This is a genomic window from Nocardia sp. CDC153 (genome assembly GCF_035818515.1).
Classification (GTDB): Bacteria; Actinomycetota; Actinomycetes; order Mycobacteriales; family Mycobacteriaceae; genus Nocardia.
Genome location: NZ_JAYKYU010000003.1, coordinates 724,665 through 741,399 on the forward strand (window position 1 = coordinate 724,665; position 16,735 = coordinate 741,399).

General features: G+C 67.7%; 14 protein-coding genes. 4 read left to right on the plus strand and 10 right to left on the minus strand.

Annotated elements, in window-relative coordinates; all coding sequences use genetic code 11:
- Nucleotide 1 precedes the first annotated feature (1 nt).
- Nucleotides 2-1,804, minus strand: a complete 1,803-nt coding sequence (locus VMT65_RS19910; protein WP_326309809.1) for an alpha/beta hydrolase — start codon at nt 1,802-1,804, stop codon at nt 2-4.
- 77 nt (nt 1,805-1,881) lie between these two features.
- On the opposite strand from VMT65_RS19910, the gene VMT65_RS19915 reads away from it, so the two are divergent.
- Nucleotides 1,882-2,169 (plus strand): YiaA/YiaB family inner membrane protein, encoded by a 288-nt coding sequence (locus VMT65_RS19915; RefSeq protein ID WP_326309810.1) that lies wholly within the window; start codon nt 1,882-1,884, stop codon nt 2,167-2,169.
- Nucleotides 2,170-2,294: 125 nt separating this feature from the next.
- Here VMT65_RS19915 and purL read toward each other — a convergent pair whose 3' ends face one another.
- On the minus strand, nt 2,295-4,589 hold the full coding sequence (gene purL, locus VMT65_RS19920; RefSeq protein WP_326309811.1) for a phosphoribosylformylglycinamidine synthase subunit PurL: 2,295 nt from the start codon (nt 4,587-4,589) through the stop codon (nt 2,295-2,297).
- 341 nt (nt 4,590-4,930) lie between these two features.
- Here purL and VMT65_RS19925 point away from each other — a divergent pair, with 341 nt between their 5' ends.
- A complete protein-coding gene (locus tag VMT65_RS19925) occupies nt 4,931-6,181 on the plus strand; it encodes a glycosyltransferase 87 family protein (RefSeq protein WP_326309812.1) in 1,251 nt (416 codons plus the stop codon).
- Here VMT65_RS19925 and VMT65_RS19930 read toward each other — a convergent pair.
- Both VMT65_RS19930 and VMT65_RS19935 read right to left on the minus strand, forming a co-directional pair.
- Entirely contained in the window at nt 6,178-7,497 is a 1,320-nt protein-coding gene (locus VMT65_RS19930) for a M18 family aminopeptidase (protein WP_326309813.1), read from the minus strand. The genes VMT65_RS19925 and VMT65_RS19930 overlap by 4 nt on opposite strands.
- 67 nt (nt 7,498-7,564) lie before the next feature.
- A complete protein-coding gene (locus VMT65_RS19935; RefSeq protein ID WP_326309814.1) occupies nt 7,565-8,002 on the minus strand; it encodes a MarR family winged helix-turn-helix transcriptional regulator in 438 nt (145 codons plus the stop codon).
- Between the two features lie 47 nt (nt 8,003-8,049).
- Between VMT65_RS19935 and VMT65_RS19940 the strand changes: the two genes are divergently transcribed.
- Nucleotides 8,050-9,117, plus strand: coding sequence for a substrate-binding domain-containing protein (locus VMT65_RS19940; protein ID WP_326309815.1), 1,068 nt, complete (start codon nt 8,050-8,052; stop codon nt 9,115-9,117).
- Between the two features lie 34 nt (nt 9,118-9,151).
- On the opposite strand, the gene purQ is transcribed toward VMT65_RS19940, so the two are convergent.
- Entirely contained in the window at nt 9,152-9,829 is a 678-nt protein-coding gene (purQ, locus tag VMT65_RS19945; protein ID WP_326309816.1) for a phosphoribosylformylglycinamidine synthase subunit PurQ, read from the minus strand.
- Complete coding sequence (gene purS / locus VMT65_RS19950) at nt 9,826-10,059, minus strand: phosphoribosylformylglycinamidine synthase subunit PurS (RefSeq protein ID WP_326309817.1); 234 nt, start codon at nt 10,057-10,059, stop codon at nt 9,826-9,828. The genes purQ and purS overlap by 4 nt, the downstream gene beginning before the upstream one ends.
- Before the next feature lie 187 nt (nt 10,060-10,246).
- On the opposite strand from purS, the gene VMT65_RS19955 reads away from it, so the two are divergent.
- A complete protein-coding gene (locus tag VMT65_RS19955; RefSeq protein WP_326309818.1) occupies nt 10,247-10,891 on the plus strand; it encodes an MBL fold metallo-hydrolase in 645 nt (214 codons plus the stop codon).
- A 60-nt stretch (nt 10,892-10,951) separates the two neighbouring features.
- Here the strand turns inward: VMT65_RS19955 and VMT65_RS19960 are convergent, their stop codons facing one another.
- The 4 genes from VMT65_RS19960 to VMT65_RS19975 form a co-directional block, all read right to left on the minus strand.
- The gene (locus tag VMT65_RS19960) at nt 10,952-13,261 is read right to left on the minus strand and encodes an MMPL family transporter (RefSeq protein ID WP_326309819.1); all 2,310 of its coding nucleotides are present in this window, start codon (nt 13,259-13,261) and stop codon (nt 10,952-10,954) included.
- A gap of 167 nt (nt 13,262-13,428) precedes the next feature.
- Nucleotides 13,429-14,811 carry a dipeptidase gene (locus VMT65_RS19965; RefSeq protein ID WP_326309820.1) on the minus strand — a complete coding sequence of 461 codons (1,383 nt, stop codon included), beginning with the start codon at nt 14,809-14,811 and terminating at the stop codon, nt 13,429-13,431.
- A 14-nt stretch (nt 14,812-14,825) separates the two neighbouring features.
- Complete coding sequence (locus VMT65_RS19970; RefSeq protein WP_326309821.1) at nt 14,826-15,290, minus strand: hypothetical protein; 465 nt, start codon at nt 15,288-15,290, stop codon at nt 14,826-14,828.
- Nucleotides 15,287-16,735: an APC family permease gene (locus VMT65_RS19975; protein ID WP_326309822.1), complete on the minus strand. Its 1,449-nt coding sequence runs from the start codon at nt 16,733-16,735 to the stop codon at nt 15,287-15,289. The genes VMT65_RS19970 and VMT65_RS19975 overlap by 4 nt, the downstream gene beginning before the upstream one ends.

Consider the following 16,735-nt stretch of genomic DNA (forward strand, 5'->3'; position numbering starts at 1 on the left):
GCTACTTCACCGCGCGTTCGTAGGCTTCGGCGAGTTCGATTTGGGTGCGAATGCGTTCGGCCTCGTCCTGATCCCAGTCGGGCGGGGCGGCGATGGCGGCCCAGCCGTCGAGCACCAGGGAGCCGTAGCGGTGGCCGTGGCCGTCGCTGACGCCCTGGGCATTGGTCAGATCGGCGACCACCTGCCAGAAGGTGACGAAGGGCCACCAGCGCATCTGCGGGGAGACGTCCGCGCCGCGGGGTTCGGACAGCCAATCCGGTTGGGAGAAGATGAGATCCGACGACCACCAGACAATGGGGTCCGAGGGATGCTGCAGGTAGGCGATGCGCGGCTTGCGCCAATCCGGGGAGGGCCGGTTCAAATCGGCCGCGGTGGCGGCGAATCGGACCACCAGGCCGTCGGCGTAGATGGGATCCACCTCGCGGGTCCCCGCATCGCGGCGCTGAACGAACTGCTGCCACAGCCGATTCGAGTTGGGCGGGCCCACCCACAGCGCCCCGTCCACCTTGGAGCGCAGGTCGGCCAGGCCGTCGAAGGCCGATTCGGAGCCCTGCGAGCCCAGCGACTCCCCGTACACCAGCAGTTTCGGGCGGTGGTCCGGCGGCCGCTGCGACCAATGCCGGTAGACCGCGTCGAACATCGTGCGGCCGTTGACCGCCACCTTCTGCCGGTCGGCCAGAAACGACAGCACGCTGGGCAGATACGAGTACTGCGAGGCCACGATGGCGGTGTCGCCGCCCCACATGTATTCGATGGCCGCCGCGGCCTCCCCGTTCACCCAGCCGGTGCCGGTGGTGGTGGCCAGCACCAGCACCTTGCGGTCGAAGGCCCCGGTGCGCTCGAGTTCGGCGACGGCCAGGTCCTCCTCGGTGAGGTCCTTGGTCGCCGACTGCAGTCCCACGTACACCCGGATCGGTTCGCGCGCGGGCTTTCCGGTGGCGGCGCTGATCAGCATGGGGTCGGGCCCGTGCGAGACGAACCAGCGCCCCTCCGAGCCGAGGGTCTCCCATTTCGCCAGCGACGCCGGGCTGCCCGAGCGTTCGGGCTTGGTGGGCTGCACGGCGTACTGGGTCACCTTGTCGTTGCGCACACTGAACGCCGAGTTGGCGACGGCGAAGAAGGCGCGGGTGGCGACACCGTTGAACAGCGTCACGATGAGCACGGTCAGTAGCAGGGCCCCCGTGGCGGGTGCGAGGGTGGGCGGCACCCGCACCCAGCGGCTGAGCAGCCGGGCCAGCAGACGCACCGCCGTCCGCAGGGTCCGGTACACCGCGACGACCAGTGCGCCGACCGCGAAACTCAGCCCGCCCGTACGCAAATACGCGGCGCGGGTGGTGCCCTCCATGCCCATGAGCGTGGTGATCTCGCGCTGCCAGTCGGCCGACAGCACCAGCATGCGGGCCGCCACCAGCACGCAGGCGATCACCACCACGACCTTGACCAGGTACCGCACCCCTTCGGACGGCGTCTCGAGTTTGACGCGCGGCCGAATCCACTTGCGGAACAACCACTGCAGCACACAGCCCACGCCGTAGCCGATGGCGGCGTTGATGCCGGAGATCAGACCCTGGAACAGCCAGTCACGCGGAACCAGCGACGGCGTCACCGACCAGGCGAAGAAGATGGTCGCCACCACCAGGCCGGTGTGATTGAGATCGATGACGTCCTCGACCCGGCGCGCGAACATCGCGACCTTGCGACCCCGGCCGCGCCGGAACAGCTTCCGATACGCCACCGCGCCGCGCGCGTAGAGCACGGTGCCGCGGGAGCGCAGCCGTGTCAGGGCGTCGGCGGTGTCCAGCACCCGTCAAGTATCTACCCACGTCACTCGAGTAGTTGTACTCGGTCGAACAATCATGAGCGCGGACAGACTCACAGACCATGAGCACACCGAGCGCACAGACCAAGAGCACCACCGCGTTTCTGGCTCAGGCCACGATCGCCTTCGGAATCAGCTTCTGCGCCTTGATCATCGGCATCGCCTACCTGCCCCTGGACATCTGGCAGCGCGGATTCCTGCTGATGGCAATGCTGTTCCTGGTGAGCAGCACCTTCACCCTCGCGAAAGTGATTCGCGATCAACACGAGTCCTCGAAGGTGCACAGCCGCATCGACGAGGCCCGCATGGAAAAGCTGATGGCCGAGCACGACCCGTTCAAGATCAACTGAGCTGTCCCGCGCACGCGGAGACGACGAGAGCCCGCCGGAACGAGGGGAACCGGCGGGCTCTCGGTATGTCCACGGCACGCCACCCCGAAAGGTTCAGTGCCGGAGGGGATCGGTGCCGCGCGAGATCAGTGCTCGAAGGCCCCGAACAGCGCGGGCAGCGTGCCCTCGTGGGCGGCGCGCAGATCGTCCAGCTTCACGCTGAACTGGCCCTGCACCTCGACCGAGTCCGAGCCGTCGTCGACCACGCCGATGCGCGCCCACGGCAGGCCGCGGGCATCGCACATCTTGGTGAAGCGGGTCTCCTCCGAGCGCGGCACGGCCACCAGCACGCGGCCCGCCGACTCGGAGAACAGGGTGACGAACGGGTCCGCGCCCTCGGGAAGGATGATGCGGCAGGCGGTTTCACCGGCCAGCGCGGCCTCCACGACGGTCTGGATCAGGCCGCCCTCGGAGATGTCGTGGGCGGCGGAGATCATGCCGTCGCGCGAACCCGAGACCAGGATCTCCGACAGCAGCTGCTCGCGGGCGAAGTCGACCTTGGGCGGCAGGCCGCCGAGGTGGTCGTGCTCGACCTGCGCCCAGATGGAGCCGTCGAGTTCGTCGCGGGTCTCGCCGAGCAGGATGAGGGTCTCGCCGGGCTCGGTGCCCAGGCCGGTCGGGATGCGGCGGTGCACATCGTCGATCACGCCCAGCACGCCGACCACGGGGGTGGGCAGGATGGCGGTCTGGCCGGTCTGGTTGTAGAAGGACACATTGCCGCCGGTGACCGGAATGCCCAGCGCCGCACAGCCGTCCGCGAGACCGCGCACGGCCTGCTGGAACTGCCACATGACGCCCGGATCCTCCGGCGAACCGAAGTTCAGGCAGTTGGTGACGGCCTTCGGGGTGGCGCCGGTGACCGCGACATTGCGGAAGGCCTCCGCCAGCGCCAGCTGCGCGCCGGTGTAGGGGTCCAGCTTGGTGTAGCGGCCCGAGGCGTCGGTGGCCAGCGCGATGCCGCGACCGGTCTCCTCGTCGATACGGATGACACCGGCGTCGGCGTTCTCGGCCAGCACGGTATTGCCGCGCACGTAGCGGTCGTACTGCTCGGTAATCCACTTGCGGGAGCACAGCTGCGGGCTGGCCAGCATCTTCAGCAGGGTGTCGCGCAGTTCGTCGCCGGTCTTGGGACGCTCGAGGCGCGCGGCCGAATCCGCGTTCAGCGCATCCTGATCCGCGGGGCGCGCCACCGGGCGCTCGTAGACCGGGCCCTGGTGGGCGACGGTGCGCGGCGGCACGTCCACCACCACCTCGTCGTGCCAGGTGATGACCAGGCGGTCACCGTCGGTGACCTCGCCGATGACGGTGGCGGTGACATCCCACTTCTGGCAGACGGCCATGAAGGCGTCCACATTGTCGGGGGTGACGACCGCGCACATGCGCTCCTGCGACTCGCTCGAAAGGATCTCGGCGGGAGTCATATTGGCGGCGCGCAGCGGCACCCGGTCCAGGTCGATGCGCATGCCGCCGTCGCCCGCGGCCGCGAGTTCGGAAGTGGCGCAGGACAGTCCGGCGCCGCCGAGGTCCTGAATGCCCACCACCAGTCCGGCGTGGTACAGCTCGAGACAGCACTCGATGAGCACCTTCTCGGCGAACGGGTCGCCGACCTGGACGCTCGGGAGCTTCTTACGGCCGGAACCGGATTCGTCGCCGGAGAAGGTGTCCGAGGCCAGCACGGACACGCCGCCGATGCCGTCGAGGCCGGTGCGCGCGCCGAACAGAATGATCTTGTTGCCCTGGCCGGAGGCGAAGGCCAGGTGCAGGTCCTCGACCCGCATGACGCCCGCGCACAGCGCGTTCACGAGCGGATTGCCCTGGTAGGACGGGTCGAACACGGTCTCGCCGCCGACGTTCGGCAGGCCCAGCGAATTGCCGTAACCGCCGACGCCGCGCACCACACCGTCGACCACGCGCCGGGTGTCCGGGTGGTCGGCCGCGCCGAAGCGCAGCTGGTCCATGACCGCGATCGGGCGCGCGCCCATGGCCATGATGTCGCGCACGATGCCGCCGACACCGGTGGCCGCGCCCTGGTAGGGCTCCACATACGAGGGGTGATTGTGCGATTCGACCTTGAAGGTGACGGCCCAGCCGTCGCCGATGTCGACCACGCCCGCGTTCTCGCCGATGCCCGCGAGCATGGACTTCTTCATCTCCTCGGTGGTGGTCTCACCGAAGTAGCGCAGGTGCACCTTGGAGGACTTGTAGGAGCAGTGCTCCGACCACATCACCGAGTACATGGCCAGTTCGGCGTCGGTGGGTCGGCGGCCCAGGATCTCCTTGATCCGCGCGTACTCGTCGTCCTTGAGGCCGAGTTCCTTGTAGGGCTGCGGGTGGTCCGAGGTGGCCGCGGCGTTGCTGACGGTATCGACGTGGCTGGTCACGGGAATACCAGAGTCCTTTCGGCCGGGCAGGTCACAAGCGATCGCCCGCGTTGCTGGATGTCGGCGAGATATACGATCGCGAGTCTAATTCCCAGCGATTTCAGCCCGCCCGCCTCCCCGGGACTTCAGCGGCCGACTGAGATCCGTCGCCATTTATGCACCCGTGCCTGCGGATTAGCGCCACACCGATTTTGGCCGTACCCGGTGAGTTACCCCGATCGGCACGAAATCAGTCGTCACCTCGGCATACGAACCCCGGCTCGCCGGTTGCGTGATATTGGGCACTTCCGGGCCTCATGCCGCTGGCCGACCGGAGCCCGGTCACCCGCTACCCTGTGGCGGTGAACGATCGATCCGGGGTCGCGGATCCGACCGAGAAACCTATGACCAATGCGCGCGGGCTGACTACACGGCAACGGCAACTGCTGTTGCTGGCGGTCGCCCTGTTCGCGGTGTCGGCGGTGGTCAGCTATCTGACCAAGTGGCACGGGTACATCGATCTACGGGTGTATCGCAATGGCGCCCGCGCCTGGTTGGACGGCAAGGATCTGTACGGGCCGATGCCCGCGGTCTACGGGATCGGGCTGCCGTTCACGTATCCGCCGTTGGCCGCGCTGTTCTTCGCGCCCTTGGCGCTCATGCCGCTGGCCGTCGCCGAATGGGCGGTGCTGGCGGTGTCGGTCGCCTCGCTCGGGGTGACGCTGTGGGTGGTGCTGGATCGGCTGCGGCCGAGCCTGGCCCGGCCGACCCGGCTCGCGCTGGTCATCGGCGCGGTGGCGCTGACCCAGCTGCTGGAGCCGATTCGCGAGACCTACGGGTTCGGGCAGATCAATCTGGTGCTGATGGCTGCGGTGGCGCTGGATGTCTTGGCGCGCAAGACGTTCTGGCCGCGCGGCATGCTGATCGGCATCGCGGTGTCGGTGAAGCTGACCCCCGGCGGGTATCTCCTGTATTTCCTGCTGCGCAAGGACTGGAAGGGCGCGATCACGGTGGTCGCCTCCACCATCGGCGCGGTGGCGGTGGGTTGGGCGCTGTTCCCGCACGATTCGCCGCAGTACTGGTTCCACACGCTGGCCGACACCGGCCGCATCGGGCCGCCCTGGTACGCGGGCAATCAGTCCATCAAGGGTTTCGTCTTCCGGCTCGGCTACTCCACCTCGGTCGCGACGCTGCTGTGGCTGCTGCTGTCGGCGGCCGCCGTGGCCCTGGCCGCGGTGTGGATGAAGCGCCTGCTGGACGCGGACGCGACGGTGGCCGCGCTGATGGTGAATGCCGCTGCGGTACTGCTGGTTTCCCCGGTCTCCTGGTCGCACCACTGGGTGTGGATCGCGCCCGCGCTGCTGGTGGCCGCCGACGCCATCGCCCGCGGCCGCCGCAACCCGTGGTTCCTGGGCGCGGTCGGACTGGCCGTGGTCATGTTCGCCGTCGGCCCGATGTGGCTGCTCCCCCACAACGCCGACCGCGAGCTCACCTGGAACTGGTGGCAGCAGCTCCTCGGAAACAGCTACGTGCTCTTCACTTTCGCGGTCTTCATCGTCGCCGCGCTCACCTACCGGCCGACGCCGACCGCTGTCGAGAAGGCCGACGCCTAGCGGGTCGCCTCGGGCGTCAGGAAGGCGGCCAGGGCCGCGGCGTAGGCGGGAACGTCTGCCGCGCCCATCATTTCGCGCGCCGAGTGCATGGCCAGCTGGGCCGCGCCGACATCCACGGTCGGCATGCCGGTGCGGGCCGCGGTCATCGGGCCGATGGTGGAACCGCACGGCAGATCGGCGCGGTGGACGTAGCGCTGCAGCGGCACCTCGGCCTGGGCGGCGGCCAACGCGAACGCGCCCGCGCCGGTGGCATCTGTGGCGTAGCGCAGATTCTGATTGACCTTGAGCACCGGCCCGCCGTTCACCTCGATGCGATGCGAGGGCTCGTGGCGCTCCGGGTAATTCGGATGCGTCGCATGGGCCATGTCACCCGACGCGCAGATCGAACCCGCCAGCGCCGCCAGGTATTCGGCGCGCCCGCCGCCGCGGGTCAGCACGATGCGCTCCAAAACCGTGGGCAGCAGCCCGGATTGGGCGCCCCGATCGGACTGGCTGCCGACCTCCTCGTGGTCGAACATGGCCAGCACCGGCACCGCCGCACCGGGTTCGGCGATGGCCGCCAGGAAGGCGCGCAGCCCGGCATAGCAGGTGCCCTGATTGTCGAGCCGGGGCGCGCTGATCAGATCCAGATCGCGCCCGATCAGCTTGGACGGCACCAGATCATGGGTCATCAGCTCCCAGCCCAGCACCGCGTCCGGTTCGATGCCGGAGCGTTCGGCCAGGAAGGCCAGGAACGAGCGCGGCTCGCCGCCGATCCCCCACACCGCGTTCACGTGCCGCTGTGGATCCAATTGCACCCCGCGCCGATCCTCGGACAGGTGGATGGCCAGCTGCGGCACCCGCAGGATCGGTTCGTCGATGCGAATCAGCCGCTCCCGCACCACGTTTCCGTCGCGCAGCGAGATCCGTCCGGAAATGCCGAGGTCCCGGTCCAGCCACGAGTTCAGCCAGGCCCCGCCGTAGGGTTCCAGCCCCACCAGCTGCCAGCCCGCCGCGGCCAGGTCCGGATGCTGCTTCACCCGCAGATTCGGGCTGTCGGTGTGCGCCCCCACCACCCGGAAGGGCGTGGCCTGCCCGCCGCGGAAGGCGGAGGGCGTACCCGCCCCGCCGTCGGCCCAGGCGACCAGCGAACCGCCGCGCACCACGTAGTACCGGCCCGCGCTGCTGGACGGCCACGGCGCGGCCTCGGAAAGTCTGGTGAAACCGTGATCGTCGAGTTCCGCTGCGACAGTGCGGCAGACGTGGAACGGCGACGGGGAGGCATCGATGAATTCACACAGTCCGGCGGCGGTCGCGGTGGTCTCGACAACTGGCATGCCGTCGATCCTAAGCAACCGTTATTCAGTTTCCGCTGATCAGGTCTCCCTGAGCGGCGCCGGTGTGTTACTCCGGGACCGGCACTTCGGCGATGCGGCCCAGCAAGCGCACCAGTTCCAAATAGTCGTCGCTTCCGAGACTGCGGCGCATTTGGGCCTCGGCACGCACTTCCTCGGCCCGCACCTCCTCGACGAGCTCCTCGCCGCGACGGCTGAGGCCGATGAGAATGCGGCGGCGATCGTCGGCGGCGGCCACCCGGAAGATGAGCCCGCGCTCGGCCAGATGGTCGGCGTGGCGGGTCGCCGAGGACGGCGGCAGCTGGGCCCGGGCGGCCAGCTCGCTCATGGTGATGCCGACGTCAGCGGACAGATTGGTGAGCATGCACCACTGGTCTGCGGTCAGTCGCCTGGCACACAGCGCGGCGTCCAGGTGACGAAGCCAACTCCGCTCGGCCGCTCGGAGGGCTCCATGCAAGGTGGAAAATCCACCTAGAATTGTCGCCATATTTCCCGCCCGTCAGAAAACCGCTTGAACGAGGGGAAGGTTAGCCCATGTCCCCGTTCGACGGGAATCCCGAGAACACCATCGAGATCATCAACATAGTTCCGCAACAGGGTCCCGGCGGTATCTTCGCACCCTCCTGCGAGGCGGCCATTTCTCTGGCGTTGGAAGAAATCAACTCGGGTTCGGGAATTCTGGGAAGAGAATTGCGCGTCACCCACATTGACGGCGGCCGGGAACCGAACGTGGTGGCCGGGGAAGTCGCGGCGCTGGTGGCCACGGGCATGGTGCACGCGGTGACGGGCTGGCACACCTCGGCGGTGCGGCGGGCGGTCGAGCAGGTCACGGGCGGTCGGGTGCCGTATTTGTTCGCCACCGACCACGAGGGTCTGGACCACGCGCCGGACGGGCTGTTCATGATCGGGGCGGACCCGAAGCACCAGATCGTGCCCGCCCTGGACTGGCTGCACCGGTCCTTCGAGGCCACCCGGTGGGCGATCATCGGCAACGATTACGTGTGGCCGCGGCGGACCGCGCAGGCCGTGCGCGCGGCGCTGGCCGATCCCGAGGCGATCGCGCTGGAGATGTTCGTACCCATGAACACTCGCGATTTCCGCCCGTTTCTCGACGACCCGCGCCTGGACTCGGCCGACGGCATCATCGTGCTGCTGGTCGGCGCGGACGTCGCGCGCTTCAACCTGCAGTTCTCACGCACCGGGCGCTCGGATCAGCAGGTGCGGGTGAGTCCGGCGGTGGACGAGAACGTGCTGCTCGCGGCGGGCGGCGGGGCCAACCACAATCTGTTCGTGCCGTCCGGATTCTTCGTCAACGGTCCGCACGACCGGGAGCGGCTGGACCGGTATCACAAGCTGCACGGCTGGTTCGCGCCCACGCTGACCAATTTCAGCAATACCAGCTACGAGGCCATCCACACCCTGCGCGGCATGGCGGATCTGGCCGGATCGCTGGATGTGCGGCACATTCGGCGCGCGCTCGCGGACCGGCCGATCATCGAAACCCCGTGGGGCGAGGTCGGATTCGAGGGCAACCAGGCGATCCGCCCGACCTGGCTGGCCAGGGCGGGCGGCGTCGACTTCGAGATCCTCGACGGGATCTGATTCGGCGAACTACGCGGCGGTGCCGGATCTACCGCTACGCGGTGACCAGGCTGTCCAGCACGGACAGGAACAGGCCCAGGCCGTCGTCGCTGGGACCGGTGAGCGGCTCGGTGGCGTGCTCGGGATGCGGCATGAGGCCGACGACCCGGCGGTTGGCCGAGGTGATGCCCGCGATCTCGCGCTGCGAACCATTGGGGTTACCGCCCGCGTAGCGGAACACCACGCGACCCTCGCCCTCGAGCTCGTCGAGCACGGCGTCGGAGGCCTGGTAGCGGCCCTCGGCGTTCTTGACCGGCACCAGGATCTGCGCGCCCTTCTCATAGCGCGAGGTCCAGGCGGTGTCGGTCTGCTCGACGGTCAGCCACTGGTCGCGGCACACGAAGTGCAGGCCCTCGTTGCGGGTCAGCGCGCCCGGCAGCAGGCCCGCCTCGCACAGAATCTGGAAACCGTTGCAAATGCCCAGGATCGGCATGCCGCCCTCGGCGGCCTTGATGACCGAGCCCATGACCGGAGCCATGGCGGCGATGGCCCCCGCGCGCAGGTAGTCGCCGTAGGAGAAGCCGCCCGGGACCACCACCGCGTCGACCTGCTCGAGGTCGGCGTCGGCGTGCCACAGCGAAACGGCTTCGGCTCCGGCCAGTTTCACCGCGCGGGCGGCGTCGACATCGTCGAGGGTGCCCGGGAAGGTGATGACACCGATGCGCGCGCTCACAGCCGGACGACCTTCCAGTCCTCGATGACCACATTGGCCAGCAGCGATTCGGCGATCTTCTCGAGATCGGCGTCGCTCACGCTGTCGTCCACCTCGAGCTCGAAACGCTTGCCCTGCCGCACATCCGAAACGCCCGGGTACCCGAGACGCCCCAGCGCACCGCCGATGGCCTGTCCCTGCGGATCCAGGATCTCGGCCTTCGGCATCACCTCGACCACGACACGTGCCACGCGTTGCTCCTCAGCTGGTGGGGCGGCACCCGGCCTACTGGCGGCCGGGTTGATTCGCTGCTCAGCGTAGTTGGCGCGGCCCGCGGCCAACGCGCCGGGGCAAGGCGCATGTGGCCCCCGACACAGCGGAACCTCCAAGCTCGGCCGGAGTCCCGCGCCGCAGACTTGGACAGAGCTACGGTTGGGTATGCGCATAGCCCATTTCGGACATTCCTGCATTCTCGTGGAGATGAACGGCGCACGGATCCTGTTCGATCCCGGCACCTTTTCGCACGGTTTCGAGGGCATCACCGGATTGGACGCCATTGCCGTCACCCATCAGCATCCCGATCACATCTGCCCGAACCGGATCGACGCGCTGATCGAGGCGAATCCGCAGGCCAGGCTGCTGTCGGACCCGCAGACCGCGCTCATGCGGGGCGAGCCATGGGAGGCCGTCCATGCCGGAAATGTCCTAAAAGTCGGGGATGTCCAAGTAACCGGCGGTGGCGGTCGGCACGCGGTCATTCATCCCGACCTTCCGGTCATCGACAACACGGTTTTCCAACTAGGCACCCCCACCGAACCCGCACAACTCGTGCATCCCGGCGATTCCCTCTGGGTACCGCCAACCCCGGTGGGCGTGCTCGCCATTCCCGCGGTCGCCCCGTGGATGCGGATCAGTGAGGCCGTGGATTACCTGCGGGCGGTAAATCCCCGAGTCGCCTTCCCAATCCACTACGGCATCATCGTTCCCGAAGCCCAGGGCATCTATTTCGGTCGCTTGAACGAAATGGGACCGGCGAATACCGAATTCAAGATCATCGAACCGGAGGACAACGCCGAATTCTGACGGCGGTCATAACCAGTCGACAATCGCGCGCCCCGCAAGGCTTTTCGCGGCGCGCGATCGTCAATGCGTCAGGGCGTCTTCCTTGCCCGCGCCCGCCTCGCGCCGCTGGATCTCGCGCAGGCGGGCGCCCTCCACATCGATATCGGGCACGATCTTCGACAGCCAGGCCGGAATCCACCAGGCCCACTTGCCCATCAGCACCAGCAGCGACGGGATGAGCACCATGCGGACCAGGAAGGCGTCGAAGAAGACGCCCGCCGCGAGGGCGAAGCCCATGGACTTGGCGCTGATATCGGGCTCCATCATGAAGGAGCCGAAGACGAAGATCATGATGATGGCCGCAGAGGTGACCACGCGCGCGCCGTGGTGGTAGCCGGAGATCATGGCCTCCTTCGGCGGTTTGCCGTGCACGTACTCCTCGCGCATGCGGGTCACCAGGAACACCTGGTAGTCCATGGCGAGACCGAACACCAAGCCGATCAACATGATCGGCATGAAGCTGATGATCGGCCGGGGTTCGTCGACGATGCCGAACCTGCCGTCCTGGAAGATCGCCACCGTCGCCCCGAAGGTCGCCGCCATGGACAGCAGGAAGCCCAGCGCCGCGGTCAAAGGCACCAGGATGGACCGGAATACGGCGATCAGCAGCAGGAACGCGGCACCGGCCACAATGGCCAGATAGGGCACGATCTTGCCGAGCAGGACATGGTCGATATCGGCGTAAATGGCTGTGGTGCCGGTGATTCCGTACTCCATGCCGTATTGGGACTTGAACTGCGACTCGGCATCGCGGGCATCGCGGACGAGGTCCTTGGTGTCCTGGTTGTTGGGCCCGGTCTTGGGCACGCCTTCGAACCGAGCGCCTTCGGAGTCCGGGCTGAAGACCGGGTTGGTCACGTAGTTCATGTCCGGGTACCCGGCGAGCTTGTCGCGCAATGCCGTCACCGCCCCCTCGCGCTGGTCCGGTGCGACATTCGACAGGTCGACCGCGATCTGCAGCACGCCATTGCTGCCCTCGCCGAAGCCGTTGGTGCGCAGCTCGTATGCCTTGCGCACGGTGGACGTCTTGGGCAGGCTGTCCTCGCCCGGCAGACCGAGCTGCAGATGGGTCGCGGGTCCGGCGAGCAGGCCCAGCACCACGATGCTCAGGATCAGGGTGAGCACCGGCACCCGGCCGATCAGCCGCGCGACCCGCATGCCATTGGTGACCTGAGTGTCATCCTCCGGATCGTGCTGGGCGATGAGCGGCAGCTTGGGCTTGAACAGGAATCGGCCGAACGCGCCGAGTAGCGCGGGCATGAGCGTGAGCGCGACAAGCACGGCGAATCCGGCCGCGACCGCGCCGCCCAGGCCCATGAAGGTCAGGAACCGCACCCCGACAATGCTCAGCCCGACCAGCGCGATGATGACGGTCAGACCGGCGAACACCACCGCCGAGCCCGCGGTGCCGAGCGCCACGCCCGCCGCCTCGGCGGGCGAATCCTGCACCGCCAGTTCGTGTTTGTACCTGGACACGATGAACAGCGCGTAGTCGATGGACAGCGCGATGCCGATCATGGACGCCAGGAAGGTGGTGAAGCTGGGCACCTCCATCACCGACGTGCCCAGGAAGATCAGCGAGGTCGCCGCGCCCAGACCAACGATGGCGGTGATGATCGGCACGAAGGCCGCCACGATCGCGCCGAACGAGATCACCATGACCACCAAGGCGAAGGCCATGCCCACCATTTCGGATTTGCCGCTGGGCTGCTGCTGCTCCATCGCGATGGTGCCGGACATCTCGACGGTCAGACCCGCATTGCGCGCGTCATCGGCCACGTCGTAGGCGGCCTTGCGGTCGTCGGCGGTGATCGCGCCGAAGTCCTTGATGGTGAACGGCACGCTGAGCACGGCCACCGTGTCGGGCTCGGTCCGATTGAGCACGTTCAATGGCGCGTTGCTGCAACGGCTCACGAAGTCCTGCGAGGCGCGGTCACCGGTGAGACAGCCCATCTGTTCGGTGGCGGCGATCGGATCGACCAGGGGTTTGGTGTGATCGACGATGCCGAGGTCGTTGAGCTTCTGCACCAGCCCGTCGACGACCGCCCGGTTCGCGGGATCGGTGAGCCTGGTACCCGCGGGCGCTCCGATCACGTAGACGCCGGTGACGGCGTCGAATTTGAACGCCTGGGACATGCCCGGAAAGTGTTTGTCGAGAATCTCGTTGGCCCGCTCCGACGGCAGGTTCGGAATGTCGAAGGAGTTGCTCATCGGCTCTTGCAGCTTGGCCCCGAGACCGCCGAGCACCATGAACAGAATCAGCCAGATAGGCAGCACGATCCACTTGCGCCGATACGCGAACCTGCCCCACCGGTACAGATAGACGGACACGAGCTCTCCTAGCGGTCGCCGGGCGTGCTGTGGTCTTCGTACTACCGACTGTCGAGTTTGCTATCGAATTGCCCTCAAATCAAGCGATCTTGATCGAATTGACGCCGCGCCGCCGGGCAGGCGCGGACACCGCCCGGCGGCGCGAGTCTGGGGTTACCGCCGCCGCGCTAGCGGTAGGAGGCCAGGAACAGGGCCTCGGCCAGGGCCATGTTCTCGATCTCGGTGGGGTCCACGCTCTCGTTGGGCGCGTGGATCAGGCACTTGGGCTCCTCGACGCCCATGAGCATGATCTCGGCGTCGGGGTAGGTGTCGGCGAAGACATTGCACAGCGGGATCGAGCCGCCCTGGCCCTCGGTGGTGGCGGGGCGACCGTAGGCGGCCGCCATGGCCGCCGCCATGGCGGTGCGCGCGGGGCCGTCGGTGCTGCCGACGAACGGCGAGCCGGTGGCCTCGGTCTCGATGGTCAGCTCGGCATTCCACGGCGTGCGCGACTTCAGGTGCGCGGTCAGCGCTTTCAGCGCCTCGTCCGGCTTGGTGCCCGGCGGGATGCGCAGGTTGAGCCGAGCCCGGGTCTTGGGCTGGATGGCCGCCGAGGAACCCACCACGGGCGGGACGTCCATGCCCAGCACGGTGAGAGCCGGTCGGGCCCAGAGCATGTCGGCCACCTTGCCGCTGCCGAGCAGCTCGACACCGTCGAGAACATCGGCGTCGGCACGGAATTGGTCGGCGGGGTACTCGTGTCCGTCCCACACCTGGTCACCGCGCAGCCCGTCCACGGTGGTGTTGCCGTGCTCGTCGCGCAGCGTGCCGAGCAGCCGGATCATGGCGGCCAGGGCATCGGGGGCCGCGCCGCCGAACATGCCGGAATGCAAGGGACCGGACAGGGTTTCGAGGGTCACGACCACATTCACATTGCCGCGCAGCGTCTGCGTGAAGGTGGGCACGCCGACCGCGAAATTGCCGCAGTCGCAGATCAGCAGGGTGTCGGCGCGCAGCAGCTCCGCATTGCCCGGCACGAATTCCTCGAGACCGCCGGTGCCCTGTTCCTCCGAGCCCTCCGACACCAGCACCAGCCCGACCGGGAAGTCGTCGCCGTAGACCTTGCGCAGCGCCCGCAGCGCGGTCAGGTGCATGACGATATTGCCCTTGCAGTCGGCCGCGCCGCGCCCGTACCAGCGACCGTTCTTCTCGGTGAGCTGCCAGACCGGGGTCTGCCAGGCGGCGTCGTCGAGCGGCGGCTGCACGTCGTAGTGGCAGTAGAGCATGACGGTCGGCTTCCCGGCCGGGGTCTGGCTACGCGCCACCACCGCATTGCTGCCGTCGGGTGTCTTGTGCAGGCCCACGTCGGTGAGCCCCTCGGCCGCGAAGGCGTCGGCGACCCAGTGCGCGGCCCGCTCGCATTCCTCGATCGGGAACTGCCGGGCGTCGTAGACGGATTTGAACGAGACGAGCTGCGCGAGATCGCTTTTGGCGCGCGGCATGAGTTCGCGCACCGCGGCGCGCAGGGCCGCGGTGGTCGAATCGTCCTTGGTCTCAACCGTACTGGTCAAGTCGTCCTCCCTGTTCACTTGTTCTGCTCGTCGGGTTTGACGGTGTCACCAGTCTTCAGGTCGCCGGTGTCTTTCAGGTAAGAAGCCAGCTTGTCGGGGCAATAGGTCTCGATGGCCAACGCGGTGCCCTTCAGCACATCCCCGTCGGCGATGACCGGTCGAGCGCCGGGCCCGGACGCGCCATTGCTGATCGCCGCCAGGTACTGCGCCTTGATCAGCGGCGAGGACGGGTCCTGGCACACCAGCCCGCCGTCGGTGCCCAGCGAGTCGGCGATGGTCTGCGCGTCCGGGGCGCTGAGCCCCGCCCGCTCGAGCCGCGAATGCAGTTCGCGCGCCTTGGCCAGCGCCGCGTCGTCGTCGGAGCGGGTCTGCTGGAACACGATCACCCCGGCGACCGCGACGGCCACCAGCACCAGCGCCACCGCGAGATTGATCAGCCGCCGATTGCGGGTCTGGTCGGGTCGCTCGACGAAGGTCATGCCAGCGCCTCCTCGGGAACCTCGCCCTGCCAATCCGGTTTGCGGAAGCGCAGGAACAGGTAGGGGATCAACAGTCCGACAATGCCCATGCCCGCGGCGATGATGAGCACGTACACCACCGGATTGGAGCTGGCGTACTGCGAGGGCGGCACGAATCCGATGACGAACGCCGCGATGGAGGCCACCGTGCCGACCACGCACAGCGTGACCAGGATCGGGGCGCGATAGCCGCGCGGATGGTCGGGTTGATTGCGCCGCAGCCGAACCGCCGCCGCGAACATCAGCACGTACATGATCAGATACACCTGCGTGGTGATCACCGACAGAATCCAGTACGCGCTCGACACATTCGGGATGAACGCGTAGAGGCAGGCCAGGATGGTGGTGACGAAGCCCTGCGCGATGAGCATGTTCTGTTGCACCCCATGGGAGTTCACGCGGGTGAGGATGGGCGGCAGAAAGCCGTTCTGCCGTCCGATCAGCAGCAGCCCCTTGGACGGTCCGGCCAGCCAGGTGAGCATGCCGCCCAGTGCCGCCGCCACCAGCATGATGCCCAGGATCGGGGTCAGCCAGCCGATGCCGAAGTGGTTGAAGAACCCGTCGAAGGCCTGCATGACGCCCGCGGTCAGGCTCAGGTTCGCCGAGGGCACCACCCAGCTGATCACCACCGCCGGGATGATGAAGATGGCCAGCACCAGCAGCACCGCCACCAGCATGGCCTTCGGGTACTGCTTGCCCGGATCCCGCAGCGAGGACACGTGCACGGCGTTCATCTCCATGCCCGCGTAGGACATGAAGTTGTTGACGATGAGCACCAGGCTGGCCAGACCGGTCCAGGCGGGCAGCAGGTGCGAGGAGTCCATGGGCGCGGCCGACGGATTGCCCTGCGCCAGGAACACCAGGCCCAGGATCACCAGCAGCGCGCCCGGAATCAGCGTGCCCACCACCAGGCCCATACTCGACAGTCCCGCAACGGTTTTCGTGCCCTGCGAGGAGATGTACACGGCCACCCAGTAGATGGTGATGATGACGATGGCCACGTACAGCCCGTTGCCCGCCAACGACGGATCGATGATGTAGGCGAAGGTGCTCGCCACATACGCCAGCAGCGTCGGGTAGTAGAAGATCGTCATGGCGAACTGGCACCACACGGCCAGGAAGCCCAACTGCTGCGACAGTCCCTCGCCCACCCATTTGTAGACCCCGCCGGTCCAGCCGGAGGCGAGTTCGGCGGCCACGAACGCGGTCGGCAGCAGGAACACGATGGCGGGCAGCACGTAGAGGAACACGCAGGCCAGACCGTAGACCGCCATGGTGGGCGAGGACCGCAGGCTGGCCACCGAACTGGTGGTCATGAACGCCAGGGTGATCCAGGAGATGTATTTGGTCGCCGGTGCCGCCTGGACCGCTCGGGTCTTGGCGGGGTCGGTCGCCGCGTGTGCCAT